We start from the raw sequence: 18,318 nt of genomic DNA, 5'->3' as shown, positions 1-18,318 counted from the left end.
CTGATATCATATAAAATAAAGATTCATCATATAATCCATCAAAAAAATTGATACCTTTTCGGAGGGATGATACGTGGACATAAAAGATTTAACTGTATTTTACGAAGTCGCGAAGGAAAATAATATTTCTCACGCAGCGAAAAATTTGAACTATGTGCAATCAGGCGTAACGATGCGTATGAAACAACTAGAAAATGAATTAGGTGTTCCTTTATTTTACAGAAACGGAAAAGGTGTAACTTTAACTTCTAACGGTGAGATTTTATTAACGTATGCCAAACAAATTATCCACTTAATGGATCAATCTATAAAAGCGGTTCAAAGTAATGGAACTGATCCTAAAGGTACTTTAAAAATTGGGTGTACAGAATCTACAACTGCGGTAAGGCTTCCCTCTATATTAACGGCCTACTATGAGAGGTACCCAGAAGTCGAATTGATTTTGGAAACAAATACGACTGAACAACTAATTAAGCTTGTATTAGAGCGAAAACTAGACGGAGCGTTTATAGCTGGCTCTACTCAGCATAATAAACTCCATACAACTGTATTTCATGAAGAAGAATTGGTTCTCATTAGTAAAAAACCTTTATCCTCTCTTACAGACATAGAAGATATGAATTTACTCGCTTTTAGTCACGGGTGCTATTATAGAAGTTTATTAGAAGACTGGCTTCAAGAAGAAGACATCTCGCCTAAACGAGTATTAGAATTCGGAACAATCGAAGCGATACTTGCATGTGTAAAATCAAATATAGGCGTAGCGATTATGATGAAATCAATTTTAAAGGGACATGAACATGACGTATCATTCAACCCTTTACCAAATAGCTTCAAAAAGGTTCCTACTACTTTCATTACTAGAAACGATATATTTCGCTCAGCTGCATTACAAAAATTTATGGAGATGACTCACAATGCATGAAAAGAAAATACGTGGGATGAAACGAAAAACAAACACTATGATTAAACACATTGAGGAACATACAAAAATATTCCCTTCTACTTTCTATAACGATGAATATTGGTATATGCCTTTACCAGTTTCTCAAGCTTTTATCGAGTCTCATAAAACACCTAGAAAAGTAAAACGATTATGTATACAAACCTTAATAGATCGAGTGAATCATTTAATAAAAATAAAACCGAATGATACACATACATATCGAGTTGTTACTATAATTTCTATAGAAAATTTATGGAGATCGCAAATTATCGTATTTAAAAACGATGACTACTTTCAAAATTTTTTCAATAGAAATAATGAATTTCAAACATGGATCCCTCTTTCAAATGAAATTAATTTTTGGGAAACATGGGGAATTTCAATTCGCCCTACTGCCCAACTGTTTCACTTTCAAGAAGTCATTTATGATGAAGATACAATCGATAAAAAAGAGATTTGGTTTATTGGAGAGTTATCTTAAAAGGGGTACTTTCAAATGAAAAGCTTCCCTTTTTCTACTTATTAAAATCGCTATATAATGAATTTGTCATTTTATTATATAGGAGGTTTTCAAATGGTAATACCTAAATATCCTGATGTCCCTACTCTTACGAAAAAACAAATCGATCAAATTACAGAAATCACTTTTCTAAAAGAAATAACACCACAAAAATGTGATGCAATATTCGTTTTCGGCGGTTCACACCCTGGCAATTGGCAAGCTCCTCTAGAAGCTTATCGACAAGGTTTAGGAAATAAAATTATCGTTACAGGTGGTACTAGTTTACATGGCATGAAACATCCGAGCTGGAATTACGGGGATTTGTCAGATGCAGAAGTAATTGTAAATAAATTACTTGAACATGGCGTACCAAAAGATGCTATCCTATTCGAGAAAAACTCCCTCCATTCTATCGCTAATGTAATGGAAGCGAAAAAGATTTTTGATTTTACAAAGATTAATCAGCTACTATTTGTTTGCAAAAGTTTAGGCGCTGGTCGGCAATATCGAGTATTAAAAAAACATTTACCTAAAACTATTACTTGTATCCCATATACATTTGATACAAGTTTCGATGGTGAGTTTATCATTAATAGATATAATTGGATGGAAAATGAAAAAAGTCGCTCTATGATTTTTGGAGAATACTTGAGAAATGTTTGCTACGGTAGAAAGGGCGGCATTGAGCCACCTGAAAATGAGGTTGAAGGTTTAGAAGAATATGTATCCTATTACTATAATCTAGCATAATAAAAAAAGGTATACCAAAATGTCGGTATACCTTTTCTCCTATTTATTTTTCTTTTAACACACTATGTAATCGATCAGGATAATTTGTAAACATTCCTGTAGCACCCCATTTTATTAACAATCTCATATCTGGTTTCTCATTAATTGTATAAGGATGAATTAGCAGTCCATTATTTCTAGCTATTTTCATATATGACTCATCAATAATTAATTCTCCGTTATCATTACGTAAGTTTGGTCCAATACCAACTGCATACTTTTTAATTTCTTGAAAATCTTCATTCGTTACATGTTTCGGTTCATGTGTAATAGCAGACCATTCAACAATCTCATTGTTTTCATTTGGATAATACCAAAGCAGTTGAACTAACGGAATATTTTCATTCATACTATGAATCTTTGTTAAACTATCTTTACTAAATGATTGAATCATCACACGGCTAGAAGACATGTTTTGACCTATTAAATTATATTTTTCTAATAAAGCTAATAATTTCTCTTCCATTCCTGGATACACATCTGGTGATTTTGTTTCAATGTAATACTTCATGCTTCTTCCGTACTTTTGGAAAATTTCTTCAAGAGTCGGAACTTTTTGACCAACGTACTCTTGCTTAGCCTTTTCTGGATACGCTTTATTGAACCACGATCCTGCATCTAAACTCTTTATTTCACTTAATGTTTTATCTCGTACTTCACCTGTACCATTTGTCGTGCGATCAACTGCCGTATCATGCATTGCAATCAACTGGCCGTCCTTAGTTAATTGAATATCTAACTCCAAATAATCCGCTTTCATTTTTTTCACTAAATCATAAGAAGCAAAAGTATGCTCAGGTGCATGTCCACTTGCTCCGCGATGTGCAATATTTAAAAACTTATTCTTATTCCACTCATGCTTTCCTTCTGCTTTCGCATGAACAGCTCCCCCAGCAAAGATACTTCCCGTCATAAAGAAGATAACTAAAACGCTAATAATTTTTCTCATCCTTCTAACCCTTCCTACGTTACAAATTTCAACAAGTTAATGAGATTTACACGAAATAGAAGATATACTTTCATCATTTTTATAAGTTTATATTAAAATTCCAATCTTACAAATATAATTCCCCTATGTTATTACTATACTATTTATTTTCCATATCCCCCTATTCACATGTAACTTCCTATTGATTACATTTCATCAATAAAAAAAGCCATAAATTATTTAGAGGACACTTCTGTATCCTTAAATAAATTTATGGCTTATCTCAAATATCTCCGGCCTCGATTAACTTGTCGAAATTAATCATACCAAACCTATTAATATTTGTGAATATTATTTTTTCAGTACGGTAAAGCTTTAATCAGTATAAGTTATATATCTATCTTATACTAATTAGTATTTGAACACATCGAATTTTTCCGAACAGCCCGATTCCTATCTAACTTCTTTAATTTCAATTCATACAAGATAAAATTCTATTGTCATTTGACATGATATTTACGTAAATCTAGGCTTTACTTAATTACAAATTCTTAATTTCGTATATCCTTTCTTGCAAGTTTAGGTTTCTTTTGAGAATGTGGTATATTTACATGTCCCAAAGCAGCCACGGATTGTCTCCTTTCCTTCCTTGACAGTTTAGGCTTCTTTTGAAAATATAATTCTTTTAAATGTCGCGAAGTAATACCTTGTTTTTTGAAATCAAAGTAAAAATACAAATGTGTACTTAGCGCTAGGAAAACAACTGAAATAAATGAAAAAATAACGATTAGCACAATCGCCATAGCTTTTTGGCTCAAAATTCCAATACTAACTTGACCAATCATATAACCTAAACCCGAAAAATATACAATTTTAGAGATTTTCACATCTTGATCAGTGATCCCCCTTAAGCGAGCTGTAAAATATTTAATCCAGAATAATTCAGATTTATAAACAATTAAACTATATGCAATAAGCGATAGAATAAAAAATAAAGGAGATTCTATTTCTACGAATTCGTAAGCTAACTTTTGCACAGCTATAAAACTACAAAATGAAATACTTAACGCAACAAATCCAGAATATAATAAATGTTGCAATTGAGGCTGCCGAGGCTTATGAATAGAAACCCAAATTCCCCATAGATTACATATCACATAAAATGGTAAAGCTACGTAAGAGTATATATTGTACGGTGGAAATATGAATAAAATGATGAGTAGCATAAAATTCATGATAACCCACACAAAGGCCCCTACAATATTTCTTATATCAAATGGTATTAATATCCGCATACAATCATCTATGCTGTTGCCATTATATTTGTCCATTATACACCCCATAAAAATTTAAAAATTTTATCTAATACATTTCCAATTCCTGATTTAACTCTATCTTTTACCGAATCCTGTTTGCCATCATGATTCCAATCACCTTTGTTAAATTTGATTCCATCTGTTAACCAACTTATCCCGATAAAAACACCAAAGCCAATTCCGGCCCCAACTACAGTTCCAATTGGTCCCCCAATTACTGTACCTATTGCAGCACCAGTTAATGCACTAGCAGCAGTAGAACCAACCCCAATTGCTGCATCACCAATAATATCACCAGCTAGCTTAGTTTTTGACGCTTTATTTTCAATATTTTCCTTTGTATCATTAATTACATCCCATCCTACAGCTGCATAACCTAAAGCATTTGTTTTTAATTTCAATGAACCTTTAAAAAATTCTTTTGGTGATAAAACATGTCTTTTTACATCATTTATTTGCTTTACTTCGGCTAAAGGTAATGTAGTCTGTAACCTCTAGGAAATATAATACAATAAAAAAATGATTCAATCTAGTAATTACCAACACTTATAACTAAAAACTTAAAAAATTCTAACAACAAAAAATAAAGGGAATTAATTTACATATATTTTTATAATAGTAATGTCTCTTCACTACACAATCTTTATTTTGTAAGCTAAAAAAATAGAAGTATCGTCCTATATAAGACAATACTTCCGTAGTTACTTAAAAATCACATAATAAATTACCCATTACCTCTTCCAGCATTACATCTGGATTTACCACTGCTTTTGCCAAACGCCTTCCTATAAAGCCATCTGGTCTAATTAATACAGCTCCTCCATTCTCTATCCTATATAATTCACGAAAAACATTTTCTTGAGCAATAAAGTCTCCACTTCCACCTACTCGATACAGTTTAATATTTATTCCTAATTTAGATGAAACATCAAATACAGCTTCAGCCCAAGAGCTATTGTCTACTCCAGTAAGTAATACAAAATTGTTACCAAATAAGTCTAATATAGAAGCTTCTTTCCCTTTATACATCCCCCAAAAGTGTGGCGCTCGCGTTCCAGGTCTCCCGTTCAACTCTACGCTATCCATTCTATGTGGAGTGACTGAGTCATCTATAATCGCTTCTGAACAATACTGATATCCAACTGTAACAGCTAAACCGTCCATATTATTTAAAATACCTTCTTCTCTATTCGCAGCACGAAACAGTAAACTACTCGCATAATCTGTCGTTAATTTTGCAACAGGATATCTCTCTTCATGATATGTTTCTAACAATTTTGGTTTTGCCTTTCCTTTTATAACAGCCGCTAATTTCCAGGCTAGATTGTGTGCGTCTTGTATTCCTGTATTGGAACCAAACCCTCCTGTTGGCGGCATAATATGTGCAGAATCACCAACTAAAAAAATGCGATTATCTTGAAATTTTGTAGCAGTACTTTCAGTCGCTTCCCACGGTAAAACACTTACTATTTCTGACTCAACATTTGTACTTCCTATTGCGGTTTGAATAATTTGTTTACAACGTTCTATAGTGAAATCTTCTGGTTGCTCTCCTTTTAATGGATCGTAGGATACATGGTAAATCCATCTTCTTTCGTTATCAACTGGAATAAGCGCACCAAGAACTTCAGGATGAAGTACCATAGTAAAACCAAATGCATCTCCTTGTATAAATTCACTTAAATCCGCTTCAAAATAAATATTCATATAATAACCACCAATTGTTCCACGGCCCTCGGTACTAATCCCTAGCTGCTCACGTATTTTACTTTTCGCTCCATCCGCTGCAATTACGTAGTCACAATGAACAACGCTCTCTTTTTCCGTTTCACGATTTCGAATCGTTGCGATTACTCCTTGCTCATTTTGTTCATAAGAAACCAATTCATGATAAAAAGATAATTCTCCGCCTAATGTTCTCGCTTCTTGTAACATCATCTCTTCTAAAGTAATTTGATAACAAGCAGTTTGTTTTGATGGACTAATCTCTTTTACTTTTCGAAGTAATTTTTCATCGTTTCCATACTGAGTCACCCTCAATTGTGCGAATTCTTCCTGATTCGCCTCAGCTATTGTATGAACAGCTATTCTTCCTCGGCAATTTTCTAATGTTTTACCCGCTGATCTAATTCTTTGTTCTAAACCTAATTCTCGAAATAACTCCATCGTACGAAAAGTGATTCCACCTGCTTTCGGATGAATGGCAGTAGACGGATGCCTTTCAATAAGCAAGTATTCAATATTATGTTTTGCAAGGAATAACGCAGACGCTAATCCTGATAATCCCCCTCCAACAATTAAAACTGGTACATAATTCAATTCCATATACTTATCCTCCACATCATTGTTCTGAGCTCAGTGACATAAATATAATCAAAAAAACAACAAAGATATAGACTTATATTTCATTTTAAATTATCATATAGATAGATTACGCCCCAAATTACTTTTACTTTTTCATACATCTATAATCTGCTTGAAGTATGCATGTATGAAAGAGTAAAACGAAACAACTCACTTCAAAATAATAAAAACATGATAAGCGGTCGTAACCCAATAAATTATATAGGGTTACGACCGCTTAATTTTTTGTGCAATGACTTAACCATCCTCATCTGTAAACAACGTATTATTAAGCCTTTTCTATCTCCTACCATTTTCAACTCATAAAATTTCATTCGTCTCGATTTTCTTTCCCAATATTGCAGCTCATACAACAATCATGTAGCATTACCGTATCGAAGTAATGGTCCATCATCTTAAACCTTTCGACTCATTAGCAGGAGGTAAAGTAATTGAAATGAATAAACAAGAACAATTAAATGTTATAAAAAAAGATTTTATTGATTCTCAAAAAGTATTATTAGCAATTGGCGATGAAACACGTCAAGCTATTTTGTTAGTTCTCCTGGAAACGGAATGTCAAACAGGATTACGTGTAGGTGAAATTACGAAACAAACACACCTTTCTCGACCAGCGGTATCACATCACCTTAGAATTTTACGAGAAGCCGGTATTATTTTAATGCGAAAAGAAGGTACAAAAAACTTTTATTATATTGATATACGTACAAAATTAAGTTTATTAAAAAATCTTGTATTAGATATCGAAAAGCTATTGCACAACTTTTATCCCACTTTAACGGGCAGTAAGACCCCCACCTCAGAATTCAGCGAAAGCAAAGAATTTAGATAGGGGATCAACTGCCCATAAAAGTCCGATTGGTTCAACTAATAATCAGTGGGGGATGAAGAACCCCCCACTGATTAAAGTTTCACTTTATTGAAATTTGGAGGTATAAGAAATGAAAGCGATGATAATTGATAAGTACGGAAAAGTCCCAATGCGTATGGCCGAGGTACCTATTCCTGAAATAAATGAGCATGAAGTGCTCGCAGAAATTCATGCAGCTAGTATTAACCCAATTGATTTTAAAATACGCGATGGAAAAGTAAAGGTGTTACTTAAATATGAAATGCCCCTAATCCTTGGGAATGACTTTGCTGGTGTCATCATAAAGGTTGGCTCAAAAGTAACTCGTTTTAAAGTCGGCGATGAAATATATGCACGTCCAAGAAAAAATAAGATTGGTACTTTTGCGGAGTATATAGCCATTCATGAAGATGACATAGCTTTAAAACCGAAAAATTTAAGTTTTGAAGAAGCTGCTTCAATTCCACTTGTTGGCTTAACATCCTATCAAGCATTACATGACATTATGCAATTACAAAAAGATCAAAAGATTTTAATTCACGCTGGATCTGGTGGTGTTGGTACTTTCGCAATTCAGTTAGCAAAAATAATGGGCGCTACCGTTACAACAACTGCTAGTGAAGCTGGTTCCGATTTAGTAAAGTCTCTTGGAGCAGATCAAATTATTAATTACAAAACAGAAAAATTTGAAGAAATACTAAAAGATTATGATGCAGTATTTGATACCATTGGTGGTACAACACTTGAAAAATCATTCAATATTATAAAAAGCGGCGGCAACATTGTTTCCGTTTCAGGAATGCCAAACGCTCGTTTCGGTAAAGAATTTGGTTCTGGATTTTTTAAAACATTCTTATTTTCATTAGCAAGTAAAAAACTTACTGCACTTGAAAAAAAGCATAATGCTCAATATTCATTTTTATTTATGAAGCCAAGCGGAGATCAATTACGTACTATCGCAAACTATATTGAAGCCGGAAAAATCAAACCTGTAATCGATCGAGTTTTCCCTTTTGAAGATGCGCAAAAAGCAATGGAATATTCAGAGGCCGGAAGAGCAAAAGGAAAAATAATTGTAAAAATGAAATAATAATAAAGACTCCATTTTCTTCAAATGGAGTTTTTATATTTACTGTTAAATAGACATAGTGCAGTGAAGTCCTTACAATAGATTGCAAGGGGAAATATCATATTATACTTTTAGCTAATTTTACAAAGAATACATACGTACAAATACATAATAAAAAAAATAAACAAGGAGTAGATAAAATGACTAAAAATAATGAAGCTGGTTGGAATTTAGACCATAGTTATACGACTTTACCACAATCATTTTATACAGAAATCCCCCCTACTCCCGTAAGTTCACCGGAGTTAGTTAAGCTAAACCATTCACTTGCGATATCTCTTGGCTTTAATCCTGAAGAATTGAAGAAGGAAGCCGAAATCGCTATTTTCGCTGGTAATGCACTCCCAGAAGGAGCTCGTCCATTAGCACAAGCATATGCCGGTCATCAATTCGGACATTTTAATATGTTAGGCGACGGTCGTGCTCTTTTAATTGGTGAACAAATGACTCCTTCAGGTAAACGTTTTGACATTCAACTGAAAGGTTCTGGTCCTACTCCGTATTCACGCCGCGGTGATGGTCGTGCTGCACTCGGTCCAATGCTACGTGAATATATTATTAGCGAAGCAATGTATGCACTTGATATTCCAACTACCCGCAGTTTAGCAGTTGTCACAACAGGCGAACCAACATATCGTGAAACAAAGTTACCTGGAGCTATTTTAACTAGAGTAGCAAGCAGCCATATACGCGTCGGCACATTTCAATATGCTGCAGCTCGCGGTTCTATCGAGGATCTTCAATCACTAGCTGACTATACAATAAAAAGGCATTATCCAGAAATTGAAGATCATGAAAACCGATATACTGCATTGCTACAAGAGGTCATTAAAAGACAAGCAAGTCTTATCGCAAAATGGCAACTTGTTGGATTTATTCACGGCGTAATGAACACTGACAATATAACGATTAGCGGTGAAACGATTGATTACGGCCCTTGTGCATTTATGGACAATTACGACCAAGGAACTGTATTTAGCTCCATTGATACACAAGGTCGCTACGCATATGGAAATCAACCATATATGGCCGCATGGGATCTCGCGCGACTAGCTGAATCCTTAATACCAATCCTACACGAAGATGAAGAAGAAGCATTAAAGATTGCTCAAGACGAAATTTCAAAATTTAGCGTACAGTATGAAAACCAGTGGTTCCTTGGAATGAAAAAGAAATTAGGACTATTTAGCAACGAAGAACAAGATCAATCACTTATTGAGCAACTTTTAAAAATGATGGAGAAATTTAAAGCGGATTACACAAATACATTCCGTTCATTAACTCTTAATACGTTAGAAAATACCCCTCTATTCGATAGCCCTGAATTTAAAGAATGGTACAAACTGTGGCAATCTCGATTAGAAAAACAAGATGAATCGAAAGAAAATGCCTACGAAATGATGAAAAATAATAACCCATCAATCATCCCAAGAAACCATCGCGTAGAAGAAGCACTAGAAGCCGCTGTCACAAATGGCGACTATAGCGTAATGGAAAAACTTCTTGAAGCTCTAGCAAATCCTTATGCATATTCTACAGATCAAGAAGAATACTGCCTTCCACCTGCGCCTACGAATCGCCCTTATCGTACTTTTTGTGGGACTTGATTGTTTAATCTGTAAAAAGGTGTGTTCATACAAATTGTGTGAACGCACCCTTTTTTATATTTTCACCTCTCAACTAGAAATTTAAAATGCCCCCTCCCCCGACACCTTTTCTTTACTCCAAAACAAATTAATACTATTCCAATCGGCTTACTGAAAAGTTTGTTAAACAAATATTGAGAAATAAAAATCGTATTTCTAAATATTGTTATTTTTGATACTATATTTTATAAGAATATTCAAAAAGCGAGGGGATTTCATGAACGTTCAACTACAAGGTAATGAACAAATTACGAAATTATTTAATGATTGGTATAGAGTAATATTGAAACATCAAACTATTCAAGCAACAAAGATTAAAAATGATATTGAGGATAAAATCTCTAGTTCTGAAAAAGATACTAATCTACTATTGTATTATTCACTTTTTAATTTTAGATATGAAGTTTTAACGGATGGTTTAAATATTACTAAAGATGCTTTTAATAAAATTGATATTTATCCAGTACCCGAAAATAATTGTCTTGCTTATTATTATCACTTCTTTAAAGCCATTCATAGCACCATTCTTGCAGACTATAATGAAGCTAAAAATCACTTCGAGAAAGCTGAAAAACTTTTAAAATATGTACCTGAAGAATTAGAACTTGCTGAATTCAATTATCGTATCGCCTCTTTTTATTACCAAATATACAACCCATTATTAGCAATCAACTATATACAAAAAGCTAAAAAAGTTTTCTCTACACACTCAGGATATGAAGTTAATTTAGCTGCATGTGACAATGTTTTCGGGCTATCTTGTCTAGATTTAAGACAATATGAACAAGCTGAAGAAAGTTTTAACTCCGCTATCGATATTCTTAAAAAGAAAGGCGAAAAATCATTACTTTTACGTACAAGAAATAATATTGGTTTACTGTACGCAAATCAAAATCTTTCTTCTTTAGCAATTCGTCATCTATCCAAAGTTACTGAAAGTATGCCGAATCATTTTAAAGCTCTTTATCTGCAAGCAGATGAATATTTGAAATTAGGTGAAAAAGAATCTGCATCTCAATTTATTGAAAGAGGTTTATCCGTCTGTAACAAACTAGAAATTAAAGAATATCAATATCGATTTAAAATCTTAGACGAGCTTTGTAAAGAATCAAATACAATTGAAATAGAAAAAGTAGTTTTAGCAGGAGTTTCTTATTTCGAAACAGAAGAGTTATGGGAATGCATCGAAGAGTATACAGAAAGAATAGCAAATAAGTTTTATGCAGAAGAAAATCACTTCAAAGCAAGTAAATATTTTTATTTAAGCAATCAAGCACGTAAAAAATCATTAGCTAAAGGGGCGTTAAAATAATGAAAAAAATTGGTTTAGCACTATCGGCAGTAGCATTGACATTAATTTTGAGTTTTGGATTTAGTCATAATTCCAAAGATGTAGCCTTAAATAAAGGCGATACATGGTCTCCAGCATACGGGCTTAAACAAGCATAACAAAAATTCGTGCTAATTATTAGCACGAATTTTTAATTTATATAAATTAAACGCACATATCCTTTATATAATCGTTAATCGTTAATCTTTCATCAACCCTGCAATCCCCCTACTCCCCTCACTACCAACTTTCTCAAGTTCCTCCACAACTAAATTCCGTCTCTCCACAGAATGATTTTGACTTAACTTCGCTTTTCCTTCTATTTTATTTATCTTTATTTTAAAGCCCACTATTCCCTTACTTAATCCTCCCATATAATTCGGGTCTACATCATTAAGTGAGTAGGTGCTCTCCGGATCTTCATACTTATGTACTAACTCTTGAAGAGAGTCTATTAATTCCTGTTCATCTTCAACAATTTCTAATTCACCATATACATGCACTGCAACGTAATTCCATGTTGGTACTGCATTGTTTGTTTCATACCATGACGGAGAGATGTAACTATGTGGTCCTTGAAATATAGCTAGTACTTGCTGATTCCCAATATCTTTCCACTGTTCATTCGGCCGTGCGAAGTGACCATGTAAAGTAAGGGTCTCCCTATTTAATAACAATGGTAAATGCGTTGCATATGGTTCCCCATTATGTTGAGAAAATAACGTTGCAAAGCTATTTTGTTCCATTATTTCGTACTTCATTTCTTCATCTTGTATTGCGAAATATTTTGGTATATACATAAGTTCCCTCTTTTCCGATCTTTTATTTCTCATTATATTTAAGTATCGTAGCATTCAACAGGGCCAGTTTGTATTTCTTTTACAATGGCAGCGTTCTATTTCAAAAGAATAGGCAGCATGTATTCCATGCCGCCTTAGTTTATCTTTTCTAATATATTTGTAATAAATGCTGTCTTACCTTCACTATAGCTCGTTCTACTTTTTGCCTCTCTTGCTAACTCTTCCTTTAAATGTCCATATTCAACAGCAACACCTTCATGTTCACGAAGATAATCCCGAAACGCTATATGTCTTCTTAGCTCTTCACTTTCTTTATCACACACATACAAATGATGTTCCATCCAATCTGTACTTTCTCCGTCCCACGGAACGAAAGCGTCCTTTCTGCCAAACGCCTCTCTCCCTTTGTAGCTCCATTCTGCCTGATGATAGTATCCTATCGCTTCAAGCTTTGTTACTACTTTAGGAAAAAAACCATAATCTTCTATTACGATATCAATATCTAATATTGGTTTTGCTGCAAGTCCTTTAATAGATGTACTCCCAACATGTTCAATGGATAAAATACTGTCTTCCATTACATCGTTAATGAGAGTTTGTAACTTATTAAATTCACTTTCCCATTTGATGTTATACTCTTCGATAGTAATTCTCTGTTTCAAAGTATCCCTCTCCTCAAAAGCAACTATAACCTCTGAATATGAGTATCCTTAAAATCCGTCTCATATTTCAATCCATATCCAAACATTCGATCCATTCCAATATGTGCGGTCCATATTAAACCAATCATAATAACTATATCTATCTTAAAATAAGCACCTATGATAACAATTAATATCGATATGATATATGTGTGAAATAAATTATAAATGTTAGCCCCAACATGATTATTTATACCATACGCTAACATTGATAAATCCGGAGCTAAAAGGAACAGAAAAAATATTATCCAACTAAATTCATATAATGAATACGCATAAATCGCAGCTATGAAAACAACTAGCCCTTCAAAATGTACAATACGTTTTTGCATTCTTTATCATTCCTATTTTTCTATATTTACCGATAAAGTTTCATCACTGAAAGTATCCTTTGCATTTTTTGACCAGATGGTTGCTAAAATCGGTCCTGCAATGTTATGCCATACTGCTGCTAACACACTTGGGAGGGCGGCAGCTGGTCCAAAATGTGCTGTTGCTAGCGCAACACCTAAACCTGAATTTTGCATTCCTACTTCTATTGAAATAGCTCTTCTTGTCCCTTCGTCTAGTCTAAGTATGAATGCTGTTATATATCCGAGTAAAAAACCGAAAGCATTATGAAGCATAACGGCAATAAAGATAAGAAGGCCTGAAGAAGTAATGCTACTTACATTCGCTGAAACAACTGCAGAAACGATAATGATAATTGCTACAACCGATATGAAAGGGATAACGGTCATTCCTTTCGTAACAGTTTTAGGGAATAACTTCTTCACTACTAATCCTAAAATAATCGGTATGATAATGACTTGTACGATAGAAAGAAACATGGACATAGCATTCACTGGCATCCATTGCCCTGCAAGTAATAATAAAATAAGAGGTGTAGCAATTGGTGCTAGTAACGTTGATAATGACGTCATTGCAATAGACAACGCTAAGTTCCCTTTTGCTAAATAAACCATAACATTTGATGCGGTGCCACCCGGTACTGAACCGAGCAACACTAATCCAGCTGCTAATTCGGCTGGCAGATTCATAACGTAGGCTAGTACGTATGCGACAAGTGGCATAATAATAAACTGAGCACATACACCGATAATAACTGGTAATGGTTTTGTAGCTATGATTTTGAAATCAACAGCCTTCAATGTTAATCCCATCCCAAACATGACAACCCCAAGTAAAATCGTTATGTAACTAGTTAACCCCAGAAATGGAGCAGGAATAAAATATGCAATAGCTGCAATACAAATAACCCAAAATGCAAAATACTTTCCAGCTATATTACTTATCGCCTCTAGTACTTTCACCCAATCAGCCCCTATCCTTTAATTGAAACACCTTATTCGGATTCAAAATATTTTGCGGGTCAAGAGCTCTCTTTATTTTTTCCATTACGAATAATGCCGCCCCATGTTCTTCTTCTTGATACTTCCTTTTTCCGACTCCGACGCCATGTTCTCCTGTACACGTTCCCCCTCGTTTAAGAGCATACAAAACGATACTTTCATTTATTTCATCTGCTTTTTCCACTTCTTCTTTATCGTTTGGATCAACCATTAAGAGCACGTGGAAATTCCCGTCTCCTACATGACCAAGAATACCACCAACAAGCCCAACCTTATCTAATGTATCTTTCGCATGTTGAATTGCCCCAGCCAATTCTGAAATTGGTACACATACGTCTGTACTCATAAGCTTTTTACCAGGATAGCTATGAACGTAAGCGTATGCTAGGTTATGCCGTGCATCCCATAATTTATTTCTCGCTGCAGTTTCCGTTTCAAAAGCAACTTCTTTACATTTATGATCAAAAACAATTTCTTTCGTAAACTCAACATCTTGCTTTAACCCTGCTTCATTACCGTGAAACTCTAAAAACAATGTAGGTTCTTCTCTGTAACTTGTTTCACTGTAATGATTGACTTGTTTCATAGATAGTTCATCAACGAGTTCAATTCTCGCAATCGGAATACCCGCTTGCAATATGTTAATAACAGCTTCTACTGCATCATTTATAGTTGGAAACGATGCTCTCGCGGCCATAACATGCTCTGGTATGCCGTATACTTTTAATGTTAACTCTGTAAAGCATCCAAGCGTACCTTCTGATCCTACGAAAACACCATTTAAATGGTAACCTGATGACGACTTCGCAGCTAAATTCCCAGTATGTATTACTTCCCCATCAGCAAGAACGACTTCTAAATCACGAACTTGATCACGCATTACTCCATACTTAACCGCTGTCGTTCCGCTTGCATTTGTAGCAGCCATTCCCCCTAACGTTGCATCTGCTCCTGGATCCACACTAAAAAACAATCCGTATTTCTTCAATTCTTTATTGAGCTGAGAACGAGTCACTCCTGGCTGTACTTTCACCAGAAAATCTTTCTCTCTTATTTCAAGAATTTTGTTCATTAATGAAAAATCAACCGTAATTCCTTTTTCATAAGGAATTACATGTCCTTCTAAACTAGAACCTACCCCAAACGGAACGACGGGTGTCCCGTGCTCACTCGCTATTTTCATTATCGTGCTAACCTCTTCGGTCGTTTTCGGAAAAACTACTACATCAGGTAAACTACTAGCATGATAAGATTCATCTTTACTATGTAACTCTCTTACTGTTGTATTGATTACTACTCGATCTTCGGGAAGTACACCCTTTAATTCATTTACTAAACGCTCTACCGTTATTTCCATCTTACACTCTCCTACTTTCTATAAATTTGAATTACAAAATATGTTAACTATTTTATACATAATAATCCGAAAAATTAAATAATTCAAGTTTTACATATACGAAATTCATTTCTTACTTTCGAATAAAAAAAGAACTTGCAACAATTACTGCAAGTTCTTTTCTATAAAACTATATTTTAAATGACTTCTTTATTAACAACATAAACCAAATTAAAGTAAATGCCATCAGCGAATGAGAAAACCCAACAATATAAGTTAACCCTTTAAAGTCCGCTCCATTTAACTGAAGAAGCCCTCTTGCTGCCAATGAACCTAACATTAATATTAATGCGATATTATGTACAACAAACCACTTATTAAAACTTTTCGCTTCATGAAACGCGAATACTTTTGCTAATCCTAAAGCAATTAAAAAGAAGAAAAAGCCGAGTACAAGTGTATGTGTATGTAAAAGGTTTAACAAAGTAGATCCTACAATCCCCTTATACTTTCCATATTCCCTAGCGAAAATCCCTGATAATAAACCGATAATCAAATACGTAAACGATGCATTATATAATTTCTTCATTATGTACCTCCTTGGGTAGAATGTGTAGTGTGTCATATTTAGTAATAATGATAGTTATATAGTAAAAACTCCTAGTCACCTAGGAGTCATTGTATAAGCATCTCACTCTTTACAATCAATTCTAATTATAAAATATCCCTTTATACAAAACAAACGAACTTTATGTGAACAATCCGGGCTCTTGTAAAATATGTTGCGATTTTGTATTACACAATCCATACTAATGATTATAAATGTTAAAGGTGGTGCAGTAGATTGTGATAGTTCTTGAAACGGAACGACTCGTTCTTCGCTGGTTTCATCTAAAAGATGCTCCATTTATTCTCGAGTTAGTAAACGATCCTGCATGGATTCAGTATATCGGTGATAAAAGGATTAAAAACTTAGAAGATGCAAAAAAATACATCTTAAACGGACCCGTTGATATGTATAATAAAATGGGCTTCGGCCTTTACTTAGTAGAACGAAAAGAAGATCTCACTCCGCTCGGTATGTGTGGCCTTATTAAAAGAGATTCATTAGAAGATGTTGATATTGGCTTTGCCTTTTTAGAGAAATTCCGTTCGAAAGGATATGGCTACGAGTCAGCTTCTGCTGTAATCGAATACGGAGTACAAAAACTAGGTCTGAAACGAATTGTAGCCATTACTACTACTGATAACATCCAGTCAGGAAAGCTTTTAGAAAAAGTAGGATTGAAGTTCGAAGAGATCATTTCGAACTCAGGGGAAGATTTAAAATTATTCGGCTATAACGCGTAAAAAGATTTTGAAAGAAAAACCCTTGATTTATCTACGCTAAGCAGAAAATCAAGGGTTTTATTTATGTTCTAAGAGGCGTAATAATCCAATAGAATGCTCTTCAATATGTAAATCTGTTTCGTGATGTAGTAAACCATCAATGACATGAACGGCATCCCTAGCATTCGGATTAATCACTTTTGTATGAAAGCTAGAGAATTGATCACTCATAAAGCGATAAAGTGAAACTTTAATTAGTGGGGGTTTTCTTCATCTCCCACTGATTATTAGCCTTCACTAATCGGACTTTAATGGTAGCACCTTTACCTGTTCCGTACTGTGGATTTGCGTCTGCATGTAAAGATGAAACCTCCATTTGCATGCCCATCCCATCTGAAGACGAAGTGGTACCATCTCCCCAATAAGAAGCTAAATCTAGTTGGTGCTGGTAATTTACTAATGTTGCTTGTGCCTTATTCATTGAATCTTCACCACTCGTTTTTTATCGGACTTCTTTTTATACTTTTATTTTCTTTATGAGTTATTAGAAAAATAATTGTCTATATAAGTCTTTATTTTTTCAAAATCCTTTTCCATAAATAAGTTTGCTGGTACTTCAATTATTGGAAGATTATTTTCATTATCAAAAGGTGGACACGGTTTGGGAACTACCAAATAGTCAACTGAGTTTTTATCCCTAATATAATTAATCGAAACATCATAATACTCAGAAAAATACCCCTTCAAATCATCGTGATTCCTTAAAAATGGTAGAGAAAATATTGAACCATAATTTATACCAGCGTCGACAATTAATACAAAGCATATTTTTTTCATGATACACCCTCCTAGTATAATAAGTTTTAAGTTAATAACTGTTCCTTGAAAATTAAATAGTTTTTATCTTCAAGAGCTACATCAAAAAAATAATGTAAGGGTAAAATGTAGTCTTGGATACCAGGGGTTTCCCAAAATAATGGAAGTGCAGAAATGGATCCAT

General features: G+C 34.1%; 19 protein-coding genes and 2 pseudogenes. 9 read left to right on the top strand and 12 right to left on the bottom strand.

Translation table 11 applies throughout. From position 1 onward, the window contains the following. The first annotated feature begins 73 nt into the window (after window positions 1-73). The 3 genes from QCI47_RS10380 (at window position 74) to QCI47_RS10370 (ending at window position 2,198) form a co-directional block, all read left to right on the top strand. Window positions 74-925 (top strand): LysR family transcriptional regulator, encoded by an 852-nt coding sequence (locus tag QCI47_RS10380; RefSeq protein ID WP_061131713.1) that lies wholly within the window; start codon window positions 74-76, stop codon window positions 923-925. Next, on the top strand, window positions 918-1,427 hold the full coding sequence (locus QCI47_RS10375) for a DUF3916 domain-containing protein (RefSeq protein ID WP_309422868.1): 510 nt from the start codon (window positions 918-920) through the stop codon (window positions 1,425-1,427). Before QCI47_RS10380 ends, QCI47_RS10375 begins: the two co-directional genes overlap by 8 nt. 93 nt (window positions 1,428-1,520) lie before the next feature. Further along, complete coding sequence (locus QCI47_RS10370) at window positions 1,521-2,198, top strand: YdcF family protein (RefSeq protein WP_061131711.1); 678 nt, start codon at window positions 1,521-1,523, stop codon at window positions 2,196-2,198. A gap of 43 nt (window positions 2,199-2,241) precedes the next feature. On the opposite strand, the gene QCI47_RS10365 is transcribed toward QCI47_RS10370, so the two are convergent. The 4 genes and pseudogenes from QCI47_RS10365 to QCI47_RS10350 all read right to left on the bottom strand — a co-directional run bounded on the left by QCI47_RS10365 (window position 2,242) and on the right by QCI47_RS10350 (window position 6,806). After that, the gene (locus tag QCI47_RS10365) at window positions 2,242-3,186 is read right to left on the bottom strand and encodes a glycerophosphodiester phosphodiesterase (protein ID WP_074543562.1); all 945 of its coding nucleotides are present in this window, start codon (window positions 3,184-3,186) and stop codon (window positions 2,242-2,244) included. A 530-nt stretch (window positions 3,187-3,716) separates the two neighbouring features. Beyond that, on the bottom strand, window positions 3,717-4,508 hold the full coding sequence (locus QCI47_RS10360) for a hypothetical protein (protein WP_050541425.1): 792 nt from the start codon (window positions 4,506-4,508) through the stop codon (window positions 3,717-3,719). Then, window positions 4,496-4,969 (bottom strand): annotated as a pseudogene (locus QCI47_RS10355) (WXG100 family type VII secretion target); the annotation flags it as partial. The gene QCI47_RS10360 and the pseudogene QCI47_RS10355, both read right to left, overlap by 13 nt. A 217-nt stretch (window positions 4,970-5,186) precedes the next feature. Then, window positions 5,187-6,806 (bottom strand): FAD-dependent oxidoreductase, encoded by a 1,620-nt coding sequence (locus QCI47_RS10350; protein WP_353811772.1) that lies wholly within the window; start codon window positions 6,804-6,806, stop codon window positions 5,187-5,189. Window positions 6,807-7,281: 475 nt separating this feature from the next. Between QCI47_RS10350 and QCI47_RS10345 the strand changes: the two genes are divergently transcribed. The 5 genes from QCI47_RS10345 (at window position 7,282) to QCI47_RS10325 (ending at window position 11,919) form a co-directional block, all read left to right on the top strand. After that, on the top strand, window positions 7,282-7,677 hold the full coding sequence (locus QCI47_RS10345) for an ArsR/SmtB family transcription factor (protein ID WP_309422869.1): 396 nt from the start codon (window positions 7,282-7,284) through the stop codon (window positions 7,675-7,677). A gap of 109 nt (window positions 7,678-7,786) precedes the next feature. Continuing rightward, window positions 7,787-8,785 carry an NADP-dependent oxidoreductase gene (locus QCI47_RS10340; protein WP_000646405.1) on the top strand — a complete coding sequence of 333 codons (999 nt, stop codon included), beginning with the start codon at window positions 7,787-7,789 and terminating at the stop codon, window positions 8,783-8,785. Window positions 8,786-8,964: 179 nt separating this feature from the next. Next, complete coding sequence (locus QCI47_RS10335) at window positions 8,965-10,431, top strand: protein adenylyltransferase SelO (protein ID WP_000164891.1); 1,467 nt, start codon at window positions 8,965-8,967, stop codon at window positions 10,429-10,431. Window positions 10,432-10,687: 256 nt separating this feature from the next. Next, on the top strand, window positions 10,688-11,782 hold the full coding sequence (locus QCI47_RS10330) for a response regulator aspartate phosphatase (RefSeq protein ID WP_353811771.1): 1,095 nt from the start codon (window positions 10,688-10,690) through the stop codon (window positions 11,780-11,782). Then, window positions 11,782-11,919, top strand: a complete 138-nt coding sequence (locus tag QCI47_RS10325) for a Phr family secreted Rap phosphatase inhibitor (protein WP_071741755.1) — start codon at window positions 11,782-11,784, stop codon at window positions 11,917-11,919. The genes QCI47_RS10330 and QCI47_RS10325 overlap by 1 nt, the downstream gene beginning before the upstream one ends. Window positions 11,920-12,000: 81 nt before the next feature. On the opposite strand, the gene QCI47_RS10320 is transcribed toward QCI47_RS10325, so the two are convergent. The 6 genes from QCI47_RS10320 to QCI47_RS10295 all read right to left on the bottom strand — a co-directional run bounded on the left by QCI47_RS10320 (window position 12,001) and on the right by QCI47_RS10295 (window position 16,578). Beyond that, complete coding sequence (locus QCI47_RS10320; protein ID WP_076868357.1) at window positions 12,001-12,600, bottom strand: FMN-binding negative transcriptional regulator; 600 nt, start codon at window positions 12,598-12,600, stop codon at window positions 12,001-12,003. A 134-nt stretch (window positions 12,601-12,734) separates the two neighbouring features. Next, window positions 12,735-13,262 (bottom strand): GrpB family protein, encoded by a 528-nt coding sequence (locus QCI47_RS10315; protein ID WP_074540696.1) that lies wholly within the window; start codon window positions 13,260-13,262, stop codon window positions 12,735-12,737. Window positions 13,263-13,285: 23 nt separating this feature from the next. Next, window positions 13,286-13,633: a DUF4260 domain-containing protein gene (locus tag QCI47_RS10310; RefSeq protein WP_001172036.1), complete on the bottom strand. Its 348-nt coding sequence runs from the start codon at window positions 13,631-13,633 to the stop codon at window positions 13,286-13,288. Window positions 13,634-13,645: 12 nt separating this feature from the next. After that, entirely contained in the window at window positions 13,646-14,614 is a 969-nt protein-coding gene (locus tag QCI47_RS10305; RefSeq protein ID WP_071741758.1) for a bile acid:sodium symporter family protein, read from the bottom strand. A 4-nt stretch (window positions 14,615-14,618) separates the two neighbouring features. Then, window positions 14,619-16,010, bottom strand: coding sequence for an FAD-binding oxidoreductase (locus QCI47_RS10300; RefSeq protein ID WP_061131703.1), 1,392 nt, complete (start codon window positions 16,008-16,010; stop codon window positions 14,619-14,621). Between the two features lie 169 nt (window positions 16,011-16,179). Beyond that, entirely contained in the window at window positions 16,180-16,578 is a 399-nt protein-coding gene (locus tag QCI47_RS10295) for a DUF2871 family protein (RefSeq protein ID WP_000737903.1), read from the bottom strand. A gap of 257 nt (window positions 16,579-16,835) precedes the next feature. Here QCI47_RS10295 and QCI47_RS10290 point away from each other — a divergent pair, with 257 nt between their 5' ends. Then, window positions 16,836-17,339, top strand: coding sequence for a GNAT family N-acetyltransferase (locus QCI47_RS10290; RefSeq protein WP_000636234.1), 504 nt, complete (start codon window positions 16,836-16,838; stop codon window positions 17,337-17,339). Window positions 17,340-17,432: 93 nt separating this feature from the next. Here QCI47_RS10290 and QCI47_RS10285 read toward each other — a convergent pair. Together QCI47_RS10285 and QCI47_RS10280 are read right to left on the bottom strand one after the other, a co-directional pair. Continuing rightward, window positions 17,433-17,808, bottom strand: a pseudogene (locus QCI47_RS10285) (Tn3 family transposase); the annotation flags it as partial. 44 nt (window positions 17,809-17,852) lie between these two features. After that, window positions 17,853-18,155, bottom strand: a complete 303-nt coding sequence (locus QCI47_RS10280; protein ID WP_000717603.1) for a hypothetical protein — start codon at window positions 18,153-18,155, stop codon at window positions 17,853-17,855. Window positions 18,156-18,318: the final 163 nt, after the last annotated feature.

Origin of the sequence: Bacillus cereus group sp. RP29, from assembly GCF_040459765.1 — a bacterium.
Classification (GTDB): domain Bacteria; phylum Bacillota; class Bacilli; order Bacillales; family Bacillaceae_G; genus Bacillus_A; species Bacillus_A paranthracis.
The sequence above is the reverse complement of the archived record's forward strand: the minus strand, read 5'-3'. Positions and strand labels throughout refer to the sequence as shown.

Coding starts and splice junctions, on each gene's coding strand:
- QCI47_RS10375 (WP_309422868.1), top strand. CDS start 918: ATGCATGAAAAGAAAATACGTGGGATGAAACGAAAAACAAACACTATG.
- QCI47_RS10370 (WP_061131711.1), top strand. CDS start 1,521: ATGGTAATACCTAAATATCCTGATGTCCCTACTCTTACGAAAAAACAA.
- QCI47_RS10365 (WP_074543562.1), bottom strand. CDS start 3,186: ATGAGAAAAATTATTAGCGTTTTAGTTATCTTCTTTATGACGGGAAGT.
- QCI47_RS10360 (WP_050541425.1), bottom strand. CDS start 4,508: ATGGGGTGTATAATGGACAAATATAATGGCAACAGCATAGATGATTGT.
- QCI47_RS10350 (WP_353811772.1), bottom strand. CDS start 6,806: ATGGAATTGAATTATGTACCAGTTTTAATTGTTGGAGGGGGATTATCA.
- QCI47_RS10345 (WP_309422869.1), top strand. CDS start 7,282: ATGAATAAACAAGAACAATTAAATGTTATAAAAAAAGATTTTATTGAT.
- QCI47_RS10340 (WP_000646405.1), top strand. CDS start 7,787: ATGAAAGCGATGATAATTGATAAGTACGGAAAAGTCCCAATGCGTATG.
- QCI47_RS10335 (WP_000164891.1), top strand. CDS start 8,965: ATGACTAAAAATAATGAAGCTGGTTGGAATTTAGACCATAGTTATACG.
- QCI47_RS10330 (WP_353811771.1), top strand. CDS start 10,688: ATGAACGTTCAACTACAAGGTAATGAACAAATTACGAAATTATTTAAT.
- QCI47_RS10325 (WP_071741755.1), top strand. CDS start 11,782: ATGAAAAAAATTGGTTTAGCACTATCGGCAGTAGCATTGACATTAATT.
- QCI47_RS10320 (WP_076868357.1), bottom strand. CDS start 12,600: ATGTATATACCAAAATATTTCGCAATACAAGATGAAGAAATGAAGTAC.
- QCI47_RS10310 (WP_001172036.1), bottom strand. CDS start 13,633: ATGCAAAAACGTATTGTACATTTTGAAGGGCTAGTTGTTTTCATAGCT.
- QCI47_RS10300 (WP_061131703.1), bottom strand. CDS start 16,010: ATGGAAATAACGGTAGAGCGTTTAGTAAATGAATTAAAGGGTGTACTT.
- QCI47_RS10295 (WP_000737903.1), bottom strand. CDS start 16,578: ATGAAGAAATTATATAATGCATCGTTTACGTATTTGATTATCGGTTTA.
- QCI47_RS10280 (WP_000717603.1), bottom strand. CDS start 18,155: ATGAAAAAAATATGCTTTGTATTAATTGTCGACGCTGGTATAAATTAT.